Source organism: Pseudomonas sp. SAS7 (assembly GCF_052112345.1).
Taxonomy (GTDB): domain Bacteria; phylum Pseudomonadota; class Gammaproteobacteria; order Pseudomonadales; family Pseudomonadaceae; genus Aquipseudomonas; species Aquipseudomonas putida_Q.
Genome location: NZ_JBEGGO010000024.1, coordinates 28,184 through 44,403, shown reverse-complemented (window position 1 = coordinate 44,403; position 16,220 = coordinate 28,184). Strand labels below are relative to the sequence as shown.

The following is a 16,220-nucleotide window of genomic DNA, read 5'->3' as shown; positions in this document are numbered from 1 at the left end:
GGCCTCTTCGCGGGCATGCCCGCGAAGAGGCCAGTAAAGGCTACAGAAGTCGCTAGCCTTTGACGGGCGCCACGGCCAACTCTACCCGCTCGCTCTTCTTGATCACTGCATACACCACCGCCGTCACCAGGCTACCCGCGACGATAGCCAGCAAATACAGCAAGGCATGGTTGATCGCATTGGGGATCAGCAGCACGAACAAGCCGCCATGCGGCGCCATCAGCTTGCAGCCAAAGTACATCGACAATGCCCCCGTCAGCGCACCACCGGCGATACTGGCGGGGATCACCCGCAGTGGGTCCTTGGCAGCGAACGGGATCGCCCCTTCGGAAATGAAGCATAGCCCCAGCGCCAACGCGGCCTTGCCCGCCTCGCGCTCGCTCTGGGCGAACTTGCGCCGGGCCAGGAAGGTGGCGATGCCCAGGCCGATCGGCGGCACCATGCCGGCGGCCATGGTCGCCGCCATCGGTGCGTAGCTCGACGACGCCAGCAGCCCCACCGAGAAGGCATAGGCGGCCTTGTTGATCGGCCCACCCAGGTCGACACACATCATGCCACCCAGCAACAGCCCCAGCAGAATGGCATTGGTGGTGCCCATGCTGTCGAGGAAGTGCGTGAGGCCTTCGAGCATGGCCGCCACCGGCTGGCCGACCACATAGATCATCACCAGGCCAGTGATCAGGCTGGCCAGCAGCGGAATGATCAAGATCGGCTTGAGCGCCTCCAGGCTGCTGGGCAAGCGCGCCCAGCGGGCAATGGCCTTGGCGCTGTAACCGGCAATGAAGCCGGCGACGATGCCACCGATGAAGCCGGCACCCAAGGTGCTGGCCAGCAGGCCACCGATCATGCCCGGCGCAAGCCCCGGGCGGTCGGCGATGGACCAGGCGATATAGCCCGCCAGCAGCGGCACCATCAGCTTGAACGCGGCCTCCCCGCCGATTTGCATCAACGCAGCCGGCAAGGTGCCCGGCTGTTTGTAGGCCTCGATGCCGAACACGAACGACAGCGCAATCAGCAGGCCGCCCGCCACCACCATGGGCAGCATGAACGACACGCCGGTGAGCAAGTGCTTGTATACACCCGTTTTCTCACCCTTCGCGGTCGTGGCCGCCGCTGCGGCATCGGCGCTGTTTTCCACCTTGGCTTCGGCCAGGGCCTTCTCCAGGGTGGCGCGTGCCTGCTTCAGTGCAATGCCGGTGCCGCACCGGTAGATGCGCTTGCCGGCAAACCGCGCGGTAGGCACTTCGATGTCAGCAGCCAGCAGCACGACATCCGCTTCAGCGATGGCCTCGGCAGACAAAGGATTACGCGCACCGACCGAACCCTGGGTTTCGACTGTGAGCTGATAGCCCATGTGTTGCGCGGCTTGCTGCAAGGCCTCCGCCGCCATGAACGTGTGCGCGACGCCCGTCGGGCAGGCAGTGACTGCGACGATGCGTATGCCGGCGCTGGCAACCGCGGCCGGCGCGTCTGCTGCGGCTAGCAGAAGTTGGGCGTTGGCCGCCGCTTCATCGAGAAAGCCCTCGCGGTCGGCCAAGGCCTGGGCGGGCGTGCTCTGGTACACGCGCTTGCCAACGAAGCGGGCCAGGTCCACCGGGCCGGTGCTGATCACCAGCACCCAGTCGGCCTCGGCGATCTGCGCGGCGCTCAGTTGCCGCTCGGGGTGCCCGGCATCCTGCACTTCCACACTGGTGCTCCAACCGCGCCGCTGGGCAGCGGCAGACAGCAAGCGCGCGCTCAGCACACTCGACACCTGGCCGTTGGGGCAGGCGGTGACAATGGCAATGTTCATCGGCAACCCTCTTGTTGTTCTGTCAGTTGCACCGCGGCTTCCAGTCGCGCCAGCTGCTCACGGTCACGGATGCCGAAGCCAACCTGGGTGACCGCCTGGGCGGCAATCGCCGTGGCACGGGCCAGCGTCTGCGCAGGGGCCTCGCCCTGCAGCAGGCCATGGACCATGCCGGCCACCAGCGAATCCCCCGCCCCTACCGTGCTGGCAATCGTTACCTTGGGCGGGCAGGCATGCAGGGCCAGGTCGCGGGCAAACCAGCTGACGCCCTGCTCGCCGGCAGACACCACCACATGTTCGACGCCGCGGGCCAGCAACTGCTCGGCGGCAGCACGTTGCTGCGCTGGATTATCCACAGCCTGGCCAAGCACTTCGCCAAGCTCTTCGGTATTGGGTTTTACCAACCAGGGCGCGCTTTGCAGGCCGGCGCGCAAGGCTTCGCCGCTGCTGTCCAGCGCCACCTTCAGGCCAAGGGCCTTCAACCGGTCCAGTAACTGGCGGAACCAGTCGGCGCTGATCCCTCGCGGCAGGCTGCCCGCCACCACCACGGCATCGTGCCCCGGGGCGACCTGCTGCAGGCGGAGCAGCAAGGCACTGCATGCCGCCTCGTCGACCTCCGGGCCTTGGCCATTGATGTCCGTGACGCGGCCATCGCCCTCAACCAGCTTGATGTTGCTGCGGGTTTCGCCGGGTACGCGCACAAAGCAGTCGGTAAAGCCGCGCCAGTCGATCAGCGCCTCGAACGGCTGCAGGTTATCGCGCCCGAGGAAACCAGCAACGGTCACGCTGTGCCCCAGGTCGGCCAGTACCTGGGCAACGTTCAGCCCTTTACCCGCCGCGTGGCTCTGTTGGGCCTGGCTGCGGTTGACCTGCCCCGGGCGCAGGGTATCGAGGCCGATGGTGATATCCAGCGCCGGGTTCAGGGTGAGGGTGAGGATCTTGGCCATTCAGTAACGCTCCACCAGCGCGCGAACCGCTGCGGCGCCGTCTTGTTGCAGGGCCTCGCGCGCCAGGGCGCGGGCCGTCTGATGATCGGCCTGGCGCACCAGGGCCTTGACTTCGGCAATGCTGCGCGCGGACACGCTGAGTTCGTCCACGTCCAGCCCCAGCAGCACAGGCACCGCCTGGGGGTCGGCCGCCAGCTCGCCGCATACACCTACCCACTTGCCGTGGGCATGGGCGGCGCGCACGGTCATGTCGATCAGGCTCAATACCGCCGGGTGCAGGCCGTCGGCCTGGGCCGAAAGGCTGGGGTGGCCACGGTCGATGGCCAGGGTGTATTGGGTCAGGTCGTTGGTGCCGATACTGAAGAAGTCCACTTCGCGGGCCAGTTGCACTGCCAGCAGGGCCGCCGAAGGCACCTCGACCATGATGCCCAGCTGCAGGTCGGCCACCGGGATTTCTGCACGCAGGCGCTCGACCATGGCCCGCGCCTCGCGCCACTCATGCACCTGGCCCACCATCGGGAACATAATGCGTAGCGGGCGCTGGTCGGCAGCCCTGAGCAAGGCGCGCAGCTGGTCTTCCATCACTTGCGGGCGTTGCAAGGTCAGGCGTATGCCGCGCACGCCGAGGAAGGGGTTTTCCTCGGCGGTGATCGGCCAGTACGGCAGCGGCTTGTCGCCGCCGACATCAAGGGTACGCACCACCAGCGGCCGCCCGTCCAGGCCATCGAGCACACGACGGTACTCGGCCTCCTGGGTGGCCACGTCGGGGGCCTGGGTGTGGGCCATGAAAATCAGTTCGGTGCGCAGCAAGCCCACACCTTCGGCGCCCTGCTCCACCACCTTGGCGATACCGCTGCTCTCACCGATGTTGGCGAACACTTCCACGGCGTGGCCATCGCGGGTGACAGCGGGTTCAAAACGGTTGGCCCAGGCGGCCTGCAAACGCTGTTCGCGCGCATCACGCTCGGCCAGGGCGCGTTGCAATTCATCTTCCGGCGGCGCCACGCTGACCACGCCGCGCTGGCCATCCAGCAGCAATGGTGTGCCTGCTGCCAGTAACAGGATCGCCGCCCCCGCGCCTACCACCGCCGGGATGCCCAAGGCACGGGCGACGATGGCGCTGTGTGCCGTGGCGCCACCCTGGGCAGTGACGATACCGGCGACCCGGTTTGGGTCCAGCCGGGCGACGTCGGACGGGCCAACTTCGGTCATCACCAGTACGTACGGTTGCTCGGGCTCAGCCTGGGCGTGCACACCGCACAACTGCGCCAGCACGCGGCGGCCGATGTCGCGCAAGTCAGCGGCACGCTCGGCCAGCAGGGCGTCGTGCAACGCCTCTTGCTGGCGCGCCGCGGCTTCTATCACTGCCATCCACGCCGCCGCAGCACTCTCACCCAGGGCAAGGCGCTGCTCAACGTCATCGGTCAAGGCCGGGTCGGCGAGCATTTCCTGGTGAGTGACGAAAATCTCGCCAATGGCCTTGTCGCTGCGCTGGACCAAGGCCTGCAGCTCACTGTGCACCGTTGCCAGGGCCTGGCGCAGCTTTTGCCGTTCCTGGGCACAGGATTCGCCGCGCAGGGGGTAGTCGAACTCACGCTCGACACACACATGGGCAGGGCCACTGGCAATGCCGGGGGCAGCGCCCACGCCCTGAACCCGGCTACCGGCCGCGGGGGCTTGCAGCACCTGCTCGGCAACACTGGCAACCGGCTCCGCGCTTTGCGGCACCGGCTCCACCGCTTCACCCAGGCCTTGTTCGATAGCAGCCAGCAGCACCGGCAAGGCATCGGCGGCGATACCCGGCTCGGCCACCAGCTCCAGGGCCTGGCCACGACGGGCGCCGAGGCTGAGCAGCTTGCTCAGGCTCTTCACCGATACCGCCGGTTGCGCGCTGTCGACCAGGCGTATACGGATTTCTCCTTCAAAACCTTTCGCCAGTTGCGCCAGCACCTTGGCCGGGCGGGCATGCAAACCATGCGGGTTGGCCAGCACAATGCGCGCGCTGGGCCAGTCTGCTGGCGCCTCGCCGCCCAGCACTTCCAACACTGCACGGCTGCTGGTGGCCTGATAGAGCATCTGCCCGCGTCCTTCGATCAGCACTTCACACAGGCGCTCAAGCAGGGCCTGATGAGCAGCGCCAAGGCTGGCCAGGCAGAACAGGCCATTGAGCGGCTGGTCGCGGTAACGCAGTGGCTGCTGTGGGGTAATAAAAGCCAGGCCCGGCTGGCGCACCTGGCGCTCGCTGTGCAGCCACCACAGGCCCTCGCCCAGTGGCAGCGGCTCGGCCTGCTGCAGCACAGCGGCAAAACCGCTGTCGACGCAATCGGCGCGCTGCAACAGGCGGGCACCGCGCCAGGCCAGTTCGTCGAAGTCTTCAGCCGGCAGGTTCAGGCCGACCAGTTGCGCATCCAGCGCCAGCTCTTGTGGCGCGCCTTGCAGCAGCTTGAGCAGCGCTTCGGCGGAACTGGCCCGGCGCAGCGCCTCGGCCAGGTCGGTTTCGCCCAAAGCGCGGGTCAGCAGCTGCAGCAAGCGCAGGTGTTCGTCGGAACGGGCGGCGATACCGATGGCCAGATAGACCATTTGCCCATCGCCCCAGTCCACGCCTTCGGGAAACTGCAGCAGGCGCACGCCGGTGGCATACACCAGGTCACGGGTTTGCGGGGTGCCATGGGGGATGGCAATGCCCTGGCCAAGGAAGGTGGAGCCTTGCGCCTCGCGGTCCTGCAGCCCCTGCAGATACCCCTGCGCGACAAGGCCATCGGCAACCAGCCGGTCCGCCAGCAGGCGCAACGCCCCGGCCTTGTCGGCGGCCGTCTGGCCCATGGCTATCTGCTCCTTGGCGAGTTCGAGCATGACCTTCTCCTTTTGCAGTTCCCGGTCGGGTACTGGAGTATTGTTGTGAAATTCACATGAAGGGCCAGTTCAACAGCCTTGCACAGATGGCAGCCGAGGCAGAAAATTCGGCAGCTGAAACGTTTAATCTGACCAGACGGCCACGTTACTCGATAATCTGCCCGGTAAAAAGCCCCATCCTGTCGGACAATTGCGACAATGGTCGTCTGCGCATGGCGCCAGCGCCGGGTCAAAATACCCGGTCCGGCCTCAGAGCCAGCCCCGGAAATAACAAGGAAAATTCGGTGAAACTCAGCGATATCGCCCGTCTGGCCGGTGTGTCCGTGACCACGGCCAGCTACGTCATCAACGGCAAGGCTGAACAGCAGCGCATCAGCAACGCCACTGTCGAACGGGTGCGCGCGGTGGTCGAAGCCCACGGCTTCACACCCAACCCGCAGGCCGCTGGCCTGCGCAGCCGACACACCCGCACCCTGGGTTTCATTCTCCCGGATCTGGAGAACCCCAGCTACGCCCGCATTGCCAAGCAGCTGGAGCAAGGCGCCCGCGCCCGTGGCTACCAGTTGCTGATCGCCAGCAGCGACGACCAGCCCGACAGCGAGCGCCAGTTGCAGCAACTGTTCCGCGCGCGCCGTTGCGATGCCCTGTTCGTCGCCAGCTGCCTGCCGCCGGAAGACGACAGCTACCGCGAAATGCAGGACAAAGGCCTGCCGGTGATCGCCATCGACCGCCGGCTTGACCCTACGCACTTCTGCTCGGTCATCAGCGATGATCGCGATGCCAGCCGGCAATTGGCTACCAGCTTGCTTAGCGCAGCCCCACGCAGCATTGCCCTGATTGGCGCACGCCCCGAGCTGTCGGTCAGCCAGGCGCGTGCCGGCGGGTTCGACGAAGCCCTGCAAGGCTATACCGGCGATGTCCGTCGTTACCAGGGCGAGGCGTTCAGCCGTGAGTGCGGCCAGCGCCTTATGCAACAGCTTATCCATGACCTGGGCGGCCTGCCGGATGCCCTGGTGACCACCTCGTACGTGTTGCTGCAAGGGGTGTTCGACACCCTCCAGGCGCGCCCTGCCGACTCGCGCCAGTTGCAGCTGGGCACCTTTGGTGACAACCAGTTGCTCGACTTCCTGCCACTGCCGGTCAATGCCATGGCCCAGCAGCATGGCCTTATTGCCGCCACCGCGCTGGAACTGGCACTGGCCGCAATCGAGGAAAAACGCTACGAACCTGGTGTGCATGCCGTGGGCCGCACCTTCAAGCAGCGCATCACGGCGGCCTGAACATGCGCCTGATCGACACCCACACCCACCTGGACTTCCCCGACTTCGACGCCGACCGCCCGCGCCTGCTGGCCAACGCGGCGGCACGCGGGGTGGAACGGATGGTGGTACTGGGGGTGTACCAGGCGAATTTCCAGCGGGTGTGGGACCTCGCCTGCACCGGTCAGCACCTGTTCGCGGCACTCGGCCTGCACCCGGTGTACCTCGACCAGCATCGCCCGGAGCACCTGACGCAACTGCGCGAATGGCTGGAACGCCTGCATGGCGACCCGCGGCTGTGCGCCGTGGGTGAGTTTGGCCTGGACTACTACCTCGAAGACCTGGACAAGACACGCCAACAGGACCTGTTCGAAGCGCAACTGCAAATGGCCTGCGACTTCGACCTGCCCGCGCTGTTGCACGTGCGCCGCAGCCATGCCCAGGTGATCGCCACGCTCAAACGCTATAAGCCGGCGCGGGCGGGAGTGATCCATGCGTTTGCCGGCAGTTACGAAGAGGCGCGCGAATACATCAAGCTAGGCTTTCGGCTTGGGCTTGGCGGTGCCGGCACCTGGCCACAGGCGCTGCGGCTGCGCAAGACGCTGGCGCGGCTGCCGTTGGAGAGTGTGGTGCTAGAGACCGATGCGCCGGATATGGCGCCGGTGATGTACCCGGGGCAACGCAACAGCCCGGAGCATCTGCCGGACATTGCCGGGGCACTGGCCCAAGTGATGGGCGTGGATGTAGAGGCGCTGGCGCAAGCCAGTAGCCGCAATGCTTGCGAGTTGTTTGGCTGGTGCTCGCCTTTGTAGTTGCTGCGCCTGGCAGATCGAGCGCCGCGCGGGCGGCGCTCGATCTGCCAGGCGACGCAAATAGCAAGGCGACCCTATGTCAAACCAGCACGGTCCACAGCGCGAACCCGGCATACCACAACACCGCACAGCGCAGCAGCAGCTCCCACAGGCTGTCCAGCCGCCCCAGCCCACGCTGGCTGTCTTCTTCATCGGGAATGTCATCGGCAATACGCCCCACCCGCGCCACCAGGTGTGCAGCGCTGATGTGCCAGTTGAGCACCTCGTGCAGCATCACCCGGGTCACTGCAAGGAAGTTGCCCACCAACGCAAAGCTCAACGCCATCAAGCGAACCGGCAGCCAGTCCATGATGTGCCGCAGTTGTTCGGCCCGCGCCTTCAACGCAGGCTGCTGGCTATGCTCGCTGCACAGCGCCAGCAGGCGATAGGCCAGCGCCGCACCAGGGCCCAGCACGAAATACCAGAAGATCACCGCGAAAAAGCCTTGGTACACCTGCCACAGCAGGTTGCCCTGCACACGCACCAACAGGCTGTGCGGCTCATCGGCCACCACGCCCAGGTCACGCTCTGCAACATGCAGCGCCGCTTGATCATCACCGCGCCGCCAGGCATCACGGAACGGGCCCAGCGACGCCTTGGCATCGCCACGGCCCAAGCTGTAGACCAATACCAGCAGATGCACCGGCAAGGCCAACAGCCCATAGGCCACCGGTTCCAGCACATGCAGCAGCAACACCAGCAGCGCTACCGGTGCCAACACCACGATGGTCAGCGTCCACCAAGGGTGCACCTTGCCACCGCGTTCCAGGCGAACCAGCTCGCCCAGGAAGAACCCATCACGCTGCACTTGATGGCGCAGGGCCGAAAATTTTTCGACCCACAGCGCCAGCAACAACACCAGAAAACTCATGCCTTGTCCTCGTTGTGCAACAACGCTTCGCGGTAGCGCGGCCAATCGAAGGACGGGCCGGGGTCGGTCTTGCGTTGCGGGGCAATGTCGCTGTGGCCCTGAATGCGGCCCAGGTCGATGGCCGGCCAGGCGCTACGAATGTGCCGGGTAAGCTCCTCCAGCACGCCATATTGAGCATCGGTATAGGGCAGCTCGTCAGTCCCCTCCAGCTCGATGCCGATGGAAAAATCGTTGCAGCCTTCGCGCCCGTCGAAGCACGACACACCCGCGTGCCAGGCGCGATCGAGCAACGAAACGAACTGGGTCACCGCGCCGTCACGCTCGACGAACAGGTGCGCCGACACGGTCAGGTGGCCGATGCTGGCGAAATAAGGGTGTTCGTTGGGGTCCAGCCGGTTCTGGAAGAACTGCTGCACCTTGCCGGTACCAAAACAGGCCGGCGGCAGGCTGATGTTGTGTATCACCAGCAGGGAAACTGATTCGCCTTCGGGGCGGGCATTGAAGTTCGGCGAGGGGCAGTGGGTGATTCCGATTCCGTGGAACCAGCCAGTGGCACGGTCCAATTGCATGGGGCAAATCCTGAAAGCGCCTTGAACAGAACCACAGTATGCCCTGCCGCCAACGCCGTTGGCATGTGAATGATTGTAATGTTGCCGGCTACCGCGCCTGCGGTTGCCGCAGCCCGTCGAGCACCGCCTCCAGCGCCCGCTCGAATAACAACCCGTCATCCAGCACCCGCACATCCCCCCGGTGTAGCGCCTGCGCCAGGCCCGCGCCGCTCCACTCTCGCACCTTCATGCCGGTGCGGTTGGCAAACACCAGCCGGTCGCTGCTGTCGATGTGTGCCACCAGTTTGCAGCGCAGCGGTTCGTCGTCATCGAGTACTTCAACCCAGGTTCCGATGCGCAAGCGCTGCACCTGCCGCAACGCCGCAGCCTGGCCATCGGCAATGTGCAAGGGCGCGCAGGACGGTTCTTCGGCAATCGCCAGCACGATATCTTCGTCCACCAGCACTTCGGCCAAGGGTTGGCCATGGCCAACCGCTAGCTCGGCGCCTGCGCAGGCACGCAGGTGCAATTGCTCCAGTTGCAGGAAGAACTCACGGGTTGCCGCCGAATTCAGGGCCACGCTGGCCAAGCCATCGCGCAGCGCCTTGAGCAGGCCCGGCACCTGCTGCAACAGGGTTTGCGGCTCATGCCCGGGGGTGATAGTGGCCAATAGCGTGTCCACCGTCTGCAAGCTATCCCGCCAGGCCTGGGAGGCTTCACCCTGCTTGAGCCAGGCCAGCAGCAGCACCTGGCTCCAGGCCTGTACCAGCATTTGCACCACCACCAAGGGCAAAACCCGGCCACGCAGGCGCTGGTTGAGCACCTGCTGCACCTGCTGCCGGGCCTGCAGGGCACGGGCACGCCCTTCTTCGGCGTCGCGCGTGCGTTGCTCTAGCAATTCGTTGCGCCGCCGTTCCTCCTGGTTGAACGCAAGGAACTCGTCGAGCAGTTCGGCAAACAGGCCGGTATCTTCGGCAAAATCATTGATCAAGCGCTGGACTACGCGCTCTACCCGCAAGTGCAGGCTGTCGCGCAGGCCTTCGCCGCCGCACTCCCAGCCAATGGCTGCGCCTGCGATTTCGTTGAGCAGCCGGCGTGCAGGGTGACTGGCCCGGCTGAACAGCCCCTTGTCCAGCAGGGCGACCTTGAGCAGCGGGATATGCAGGCGCGCGATCAGCGCACGCAAGCTGCCGGGCAGGTTGTCGTCGTCTTGAATACAGGCGAACAGCAGGCCGACCAGGTTGATCATGTCCTCGTCGGCCACGGCGATGCGCCGGCGCGTGCCACTGCGCACGCTGACCCGCAGCAGCAGTTGTTCGAGCTGTTGGCCGAGCTCGAAATCATCAGGCTCGCCGGTAGCCGGCACGTAGTGCTGCAAATGCGAAAGCAGGCGCACCAGGTCGGCGGTGCTGATCGACTGGGCAGCAGCCACCGCCTGCAATCGCGGTGCAAACTGCCCACGCGCCGGGGCCAGCAAGGTTTGCAAAGAGGCAAAGAAGGCCTGCCCCGCCGCATCCGCACTCACTTCCAGACCTTGGCTCGCCGCCCCCCGTCCTGCCTTCATTCGTCGATCCTCGGCGCGACGGCGCGGGGCCGGTTGCAACTCGGGCAGCACACCGGCGACGGTCAGTAACTGGTTGGCTTCGGCATAGATGACGTCGAGATCGCGCAAGACATAACGCTCGAACAGCTTGAGCAGGACCAGTTTGACCCTCAGCCCAACCCCCAGGTTACGGCCAGCCTCGAGGAAGTAGCCGCACAACGCGGCAGGGCCCAACGGGTTGCACTGCTCATGCACGGGGCGATCGAGCAAGGCCTGCAAACGCAGGCCCAGTTGCTGCAGGGCAATGCCATCGCGCGACAATACCCGCGCAACCATGCCTTCGATTGCCGCAGCCCGCTCCAGTTGTACATTGCTGCGCAGGTTGCCGGGCTCTGCTAAATGCGCCAGATGCGCCAGCAGGTCGACCTGGCCGATGCGGGCGTAGGTTTCATAGAACGTATCAAGGAAGCCGCGCTCGATGCTTTTGCGCTTCAGGCGCAGATCGCGCATGGCCTCGAAGTACAGGTTCTGGTCGCAACGATCAACGGCCTTGTCGGCCATCTCGAACAAGGTGTCGTCGGCATTGTCGAACAGCGCCTGCAAGCCCTGACGCAATTGCAGCGCAGCCTTGTCGCGCATTTGCAGGAGCAATACCGGAAGGCAAGGCAGAGGCGTACGCCCCCCTCGGTCGATGGCTGCCGCCAGGGGCACCACCTTGCCTTCTTTCTGCATCCTGGACTCCTTGCAGGGTGTCATGCCCGAAGGGGCTGTAAATCGTCAAAGCTATGACGCCAAATACTGGTCGCCATTATCGGTAAAAAATCGCACAGCTGCCAGCGCCGATTCATGGACGGGTTAATGACCCTCGTTTGCAGGCATAGCTCACGAAGACCGACCAAAGGTCATGGCCGGGGCGGATGTACACATCGGCCCCCTGCCCTATAATCGCCGGCATCTAGCTTGTGGAGCCGACCATGCCGAACCTACGCCTTGCCGACCTGACCGCTGAAATCGAAGCCAACGTGCGCCGCGCACTGTTGGAGGACATCGGCAGTGGCGATATCACCGCGCAGCTGATCCCGGCCGAGCGCCTGGCCAAGGCCACCATCATTACCCGCGAAGACTGCGTGATTGCCGGCACTGCCTGGGTCGACGCCGTGTTTCGCCAGCTCGACCCGCGTGTGGCCGTGCACTGGCAGGTGGCCGACGGTGATCGCGCCACGGCCAACCAGCCGCTGTTCCACCTGGAAGGCCCGGCTCGCTCGCTGCTGAGCGGCGAGCGCAGCGCGCTGAACTTCCTGCAGATGCTGTCGGGGGTCGCCACCCGTGCGCGTTTCCTGGCCGACCTGGTGGCTGGCACCCAGGTGCGCCTGCTGGACACCCGCAAAACCCTGCCCGGCCTGCGCCTGGCACAGAAGTACGCGGTTACCTGCGGCGGCTGCGACAACCACCGCATCGGCCTGTACGACGCCTTCTTGATCAAGGAAAACCACATCGCCGCCAGCGGTGGTGTTGCCGAGGCCGTAACGGCGGCGCACCGTATTGCGCCGGGCAAGCCGGTAGAGATCGAAGTGGAAAGCCTGGATGAACTGCGCGAGGCGCTGGCAGCGGGCGCGGACATCATCATGCTCGACGAGCTGAACCTGGACGAAATGCGCGAAGCGGTGCGTATTAACGCGGGCAAGGCCAAGCTGGAGGCCAGTGGCGGGGTGAACGAGACGACCTTGCGGGTAATTGCCGAGACTGGCGTGGACTACATCTCGATTGGTGCCATGACCAAGGATGTGAAAGCAGTGGACCTGTCGATGCGGTTGAGCCTGTGAGCTGACCGCAGGCAATAAAAAACCGGCCTTTCGGCCGGTTTTTTTGGGGCGCTATCTGATCAGAACGAGGCGTTGGCCAGGCCGTCCAGGTAACGCTCTACGTCCAGGGCCGCCATGCAGCCAGCGCCGGCCGAGGTAATGGCCTGACGGTAAACGTGGTCAGCCACGTCACCTGCAGCGAACACACCTTCAACGTTGGTGGCGGTAGCGTTGCCTTCACGGCCGCCGTTGACCACCAGGTAGCCGTCCTTGAGGGTCAGCTGGCCTTCGAACAGCGAGGTGTTCGGGGTGTGGCCAATGGCGATGAATACGCCGTCAACCTTGATTTCGTCGCTGCTGCCGTCGTTGTTCTTCAGGCGCGCACCGGTTACGCCCATGTTGTCACCCAACACTTCGTCCAGGGTGGCGTTGAGCTTGAGCTCGATCTTGCCTTCGGCCACGCGGGCGTTGAGCTTGTCGACCAGGATCTTCTCGGCGCGGAAGGTCTCGCGACGGTGCACCAAGGTAACCTTGCTGGCGATGTTGGCCAGGTAAAGCGCTTCTTCCACGGCAGTGTTGCCGCCGCCAACCACAGCGACCGGCTTGTTGCGGTAGAAGAAACCGTCGCAGGTGGCGCAGGCCGAAACGCCCTTGCCCATGAAGGTTTCTTCCGACGGCAGGCCCAGGTAGCGGGCGCTGGCACCGGTGGCGATGATCAGTGCGTCGCAGGTGTACTTGCCGCTGTCACCCTGCAGGGTGAACGGCTTGTTGGCCAGGTCGACAGCATTGATGTGGTCGAAGACGATTTCGGTTTCGAAACGCTCAGCGTGTTCCTGCATGCGCTGCATCAGGGCCGGGCCGGTCAGGCCGTGGGGGTCGCCCGGCCAGTTGTCAACTTCGGTGGTGGTGGTCAGCTGGCCGCCCGCCTGCATGCCGGTGATCAGCAGCGGCTTGAGGTTGGCGCGGGCAGCGTAGACCGCAGCGCTGTAACCGGCAGGGCCGGAACCGAGAATGATGACGCGCGAATGACGTACTTCAGACATGTCGAACTCCTGTCGAGCCGGCGGCACGGGCCGGCATCGGTGTACCGGCTGCGCCAGCTGGAAAATTAAAACGGACCCACGCAGCACTTGGGGAAGGCTACAACGCGCAGGCCCGGAAAGCGGAAAAGTTGAGCGCACTGTAGCGAGGTCGCAAAGATTAAGGAAATATCCTTAGACAATCCACCTCATAGGCACCGTCTATTCACTGATTTCATCCGTAGCTCAGCCCCTGGCGCTTTTGTTACAGCCCGTGTCCCGCCTGCCAGCCACCTTTCGTCGGCGCGGCAAACTCGGTAAGGTCAGCGCGTTTTCCTTCTCTGCGGAGTCTCCCGATGCAAGCCCCTGTCCTCTCCGGCCCCCAATACCTGCGCGAAGGCCTGAAACTGGTGCTGAGCCCCAACCTGCGTTTGTTCGTGCTGCTGCCGCTGGCGGTCAACCTGCTGCTGTTCGGTGGCATGGTCTACTTCGCCGGCCACCAGTTCAGCCTGTGGCTCGATGCCCTGATGCCAACGCTGCCAGACTGGCTGAGCTTTCTCAGCTACATACTCTGGCCGCTGTTCGTTGCCTTGCTGGTGCTGATGGTGTTCTTCACCTTCACCCTGGTGGCCAACATCATTGCCGCGCCGTTCAATGGCTTCCTGGCGGAAAAGGTCGAAGTGGTGGTGCGGGGCGAAGACACCTTCCCGGCGTTCAGCTGGGGCGAGCTGGTGGCCATGGTGCCACGCACCTTCAGCCGCGAAATGCGCAAGTTGGGCTACTTCCTGCCACGGGCCATCGGCCTGTTCATCCTGTCGCTGATCCCGGTGGTCAACGTCGTCGCCGCGCCACTGTGGCTGATGTTCGGGGTATGGATGATGGCCATCCAGTACATCGACTACCCGGCGGACAACAACAAGATGAGCTGGCAGGACATGCTCGCCTGGCTACGCAGCAAGCGCTGGCAGTCGCTGGGCTTTGGCGGCATCACCTACCTGGCGCTGATGATCCCAGGGGTGAACGTGCTGATGATGCCGGCGGCGGTGGCTGGGGCTACGTTGTTCTGGGTGCGGGAGCGCAACTGACTGCCGAGGTGTACGCGACCCCTGTAGGAGCAGCCTGGTGCTGCGAAGAGGCCATTGCAGCCGAAGATATCTTTAGCCTTACCGGCCTCTTCGCAGCACCAGGCTGCTCCTACAAGATGAGGCGGCAGCCTGAGTGATGGTGAAAGAGATTGAGTCCATCAAGAGGCAGACCAGATCTGCTCGGGGCTCTACTGCCCCAACCGGCTGGAGAACTGCCCCACCACATCCACCACCCGCTTCGCCCCGTCCTGGATCTCTACAATCACGCTACCCGTCTCGTCGGCCAGTGCCAGCCCCTGCTCGGCCTGGCGCTTGCTGGTATCGATGATTTCCACCGCCGCCTGCGCAAGTTGCTCGTTCTGCTTCACTACCCGGGCAATTTCCTCGGTGGCGGTGCTGGTGCGCGAAGCCAGCTGGCGCACTTCGTCGGCAACCACCGCAAAGCCCCGCCCTTGCTCGCCCGCGCGGGCCGCTTCAATGGCCGCGTTAAGGGCCAGCAGGTTGGTCTGCCCGGCAATGTCGCTGATGGTCTTGATGATCGAGCCAATCACCCGCGACTGTGTATCCAGCGCCTGAATGCCCTCGGCCGCCTCCTGCATCGAGGCTTCCAGGCCGCGCATCACGCTGACGGTCTGGGTGACCACATCGGTGGCCTTCTGGGCGCTGACATCAGTACCCAGCGAGGTGTTGTAGGCAACATCTGCTGCCTCGGCCACCGCCTGCTCCTGATTGACCTGGTCGGTAATCACGGTGGCAAACTTGACCACTTTGTAGAGTACGTCGTGGGCATCGAAGATCGGGTTGTACGAAGCCTCCAGCCAGATCACCCGGCCATGGGCATCGATACGCTTGAAGCGCTCGGCAACGTATTCACCCCGGCGCAGCTTGTCCCAGAACGCCTGGTAGCCGGTCGAGTTGACCTCCGCCGGCTCGCAGAACATACGGTGGTGCTTGCCGCGAATCTGCTCCAGGCGATAACCGACTGTGGCCAGAAAACGTTCGTTGGCAGTGATGATGGTGCCGTCGAGGTCGAACTCGATCACCGCGGTCGAGCGCATCAGCGCCTTGATCAGGCTTTCATGCTCGCGGGATGTCTCGATGGTGCGGGTAAGGTCGCTGGAATGCAGGGTGAAGTACTTGATGCGCCCCTCGCCGTTCTTGACCGGCTGCAGGATCGAGCGCAGCCAGGCTTCCTGGCCATTGCCGCGCAGCAGGCGGAATGCACCGTTGAGGTGCTCGCCACGGCTGATCGCGCTTTTCATGCGCTGGTAGAAGTCGAGCGACTTCACATGGGTAGGGACGATGTCCTCGATGTTGCGTCCAAGCAATTGTTCGGAACGGTAAAGCATTTCGCTCTCGAAATTACCGTTGACCATCTCGATCCGTCCCTGTGGATCGAGCTGAAGTACCAGCATCTCGCTGTCGAGGCTACTCTTGACCTGTTCCACGGACATCAGGTCTTCGCGCAGCTGCCGGATTTCTTGCTTGAGCTTGCTGTTGAACATCACCGCACTCCTGGAGCGCATCGCCTTTTCGAATGCATCTTCATCGGCTGCCGGTTACACCTTCTTGAGCACCGTGCAACGAAATATTCATGCAGGCAAAAGCGTCAGCGGTCAGGCGTCATCCGTACGTCACATTACGGTCACATCG

General features: G+C 64.3%; 11 protein-coding genes and 2 pseudogenes. 4 read left to right on the top strand and 9 right to left on the bottom strand.

The annotated features are described in order from the left end of the window. Positions 1 to 52 precede the first annotated feature (52 nt). The 3 genes from ABI582_RS27495 to ptsP are packed head-to-tail and all read right to left on the bottom strand — an operon-like array spanning position 53 to position 5,589. Entirely contained in the window at positions 53 to 1,792 is a 1,740-nt protein-coding gene (locus ABI582_RS27495) for a PTS fructose-like transporter subunit IIB (protein WP_338746102.1), read from the bottom strand. Continuing rightward, on the bottom strand, positions 1,789 to 2,736 hold the full coding sequence (gene pfkB / locus ABI582_RS27490; RefSeq protein WP_442120853.1) for a 1-phosphofructokinase: 948 nt from the start codon (positions 2,734 to 2,736) through the stop codon (positions 1,789 to 1,791). The genes ABI582_RS27495 and pfkB overlap by 4 nt, the downstream gene beginning before the upstream one ends. Further along, positions 2,737 to 5,589, bottom strand: a complete 2,853-nt coding sequence (ptsP, locus tag ABI582_RS27485) for a phosphoenolpyruvate--protein phosphotransferase (protein ID WP_442120852.1) — start codon at positions 5,587 to 5,589, stop codon at positions 2,737 to 2,739. A 284-nt stretch (positions 5,590 to 5,873) separates the two neighbouring features. Here ptsP and cra point away from each other — a divergent pair, with 284 nt between their 5' ends. Further along, positions 5,874 to 6,869 (top strand): catabolite repressor/activator, encoded by a 996-nt coding sequence (gene cra / locus ABI582_RS27480; RefSeq protein ID WP_338746099.1) that lies wholly within the window; start codon positions 5,874 to 5,876, stop codon positions 6,867 to 6,869. Positions 6,870 to 6,871: 2 nt separating this feature from the next. Then, positions 6,872 to 7,660: a TatD family hydrolase gene (locus tag ABI582_RS27475; protein WP_442120851.1), complete on the top strand. Its 789-nt coding sequence runs from the start codon at positions 6,872 to 6,874 to the stop codon at positions 7,658 to 7,660. A 79-nt stretch (positions 7,661 to 7,739) separates the two neighbouring features. On the opposite strand, the gene ampE is transcribed toward ABI582_RS27475, so the two are convergent. The 3 genes from ampE to ABI582_RS27460 form a co-directional block, all read right to left on the bottom strand. Then, positions 7,740 to 8,570 carry a regulatory signaling modulator protein AmpE gene (gene ampE / locus ABI582_RS27470; RefSeq protein WP_442120850.1) on the bottom strand — a complete coding sequence of 277 codons (831 nt, stop codon included), beginning with the start codon at positions 8,568 to 8,570 and terminating at the stop codon, positions 7,740 to 7,742. Then, entirely contained in the window at positions 8,567 to 9,139 is a 573-nt protein-coding gene (ampD, locus tag ABI582_RS27465) for a 1,6-anhydro-N-acetylmuramyl-L-alanine amidase AmpD (protein WP_019472451.1), read from the bottom strand. Before ampD ends, ampE begins: the two co-directional genes overlap by 4 nt. A gap of 88 nt (positions 9,140 to 9,227) precedes the next feature. Beyond that, complete coding sequence (locus tag ABI582_RS27460; RefSeq protein WP_442120849.1) at positions 9,228 to 11,393, bottom strand: DUF1631 domain-containing protein; 2,166 nt, start codon at positions 11,391 to 11,393, stop codon at positions 9,228 to 9,230. A gap of 242 nt (positions 11,394 to 11,635) precedes the next feature. Here ABI582_RS27460 and nadC point away from each other — a divergent pair, with 242 nt between their 5' ends. Then, complete coding sequence (gene nadC, locus ABI582_RS27455; protein WP_442120848.1) at positions 11,636 to 12,484, top strand: carboxylating nicotinate-nucleotide diphosphorylase; 849 nt, start codon at positions 11,636 to 11,638, stop codon at positions 12,482 to 12,484. Between the two features lie 59 nt (positions 12,485 to 12,543). Here the strand turns inward: nadC and trxB are convergent, their stop codons facing one another. Beyond that, entirely contained in the window at positions 12,544 to 13,506 is a 963-nt protein-coding gene (gene trxB / locus ABI582_RS27450) for a thioredoxin-disulfide reductase (RefSeq protein ID WP_003247318.1), read from the bottom strand. 332 nt (positions 13,507 to 13,838) lie between these two features. Between trxB and cysZ the strand changes: the two genes are divergently transcribed. Further along, complete coding sequence (gene cysZ / locus ABI582_RS27445; protein ID WP_442120847.1) at positions 13,839 to 14,567, top strand: sulfate transporter CysZ; 729 nt, start codon at positions 13,839 to 13,841, stop codon at positions 14,565 to 14,567. A gap of 188 nt (positions 14,568 to 14,755) precedes the next feature. Here cysZ and ABI582_RS27440 read toward each other — a convergent pair. Together ABI582_RS27440 and ABI582_RS27435 are read right to left on the bottom strand one after the other, a co-directional pair. Beyond that, positions 14,756 to 15,172 (bottom strand): annotated as a pseudogene (locus ABI582_RS27440) (methyl-accepting chemotaxis protein); the annotation flags it as partial. A 171-nt stretch (positions 15,173 to 15,343) separates the two neighbouring features. After that, positions 15,344 to 15,943 (bottom strand): annotated as a pseudogene (locus tag ABI582_RS27435) (PAS domain-containing protein); the annotation flags it as partial. Between the last annotated feature and the right edge of the window lie 277 nt (positions 15,944 to 16,220).

Excerpts from the sequence above, each read along its gene's own strand:
- ABI582_RS27495 (WP_338746102.1), bottom strand. The coding sequence starts at position 1,792 with ATGAACATTGCCATTGTCACCGCCTGCCCCAACGGCCAGGTGTCGAGT.
- pfkB (WP_442120853.1), bottom strand. The coding sequence starts at position 2,736 with ATGGCCAAGATCCTCACCCTCACCCTGAACCCGGCGCTGGATATCACC.
- ptsP (WP_442120852.1), bottom strand. The coding sequence starts at position 5,589 with ATGCTCGAACTCGCCAAGGAGCAGATAGCCATGGGCCAGACGGCCGCC.
- ABI582_RS27475 (WP_442120851.1), top strand. The coding sequence starts at position 6,872 with ATGCGCCTGATCGACACCCACACCCACCTGGACTTCCCCGACTTCGAC.
- ampE (WP_442120850.1), bottom strand. The coding sequence starts at position 8,570 with ATGAGTTTTCTGGTGTTGTTGCTGGCGCTGTGGGTCGAAAAATTTTCG.
- ampD (WP_019472451.1), bottom strand. The coding sequence starts at position 9,139 with ATGCAATTGGACCGTGCCACTGGCTGGTTCCACGGAATCGGAATCACC.
- ABI582_RS27460 (WP_442120849.1), bottom strand. The coding sequence starts at position 11,393 with ATGCAGAAAGAAGGCAAGGTGGTGCCCCTGGCGGCAGCCATCGACCGA.
- nadC (WP_442120848.1), top strand. The coding sequence starts at position 11,636 with ATGCCGAACCTACGCCTTGCCGACCTGACCGCTGAAATCGAAGCCAAC.
- trxB (WP_003247318.1), bottom strand. The coding sequence starts at position 13,506 with ATGTCTGAAGTACGTCATTCGCGCGTCATCATTCTCGGTTCCGGCCCT.
- cysZ (WP_442120847.1), top strand. The coding sequence starts at position 13,839 with ATGCAAGCCCCTGTCCTCTCCGGCCCCCAATACCTGCGCGAAGGCCTG.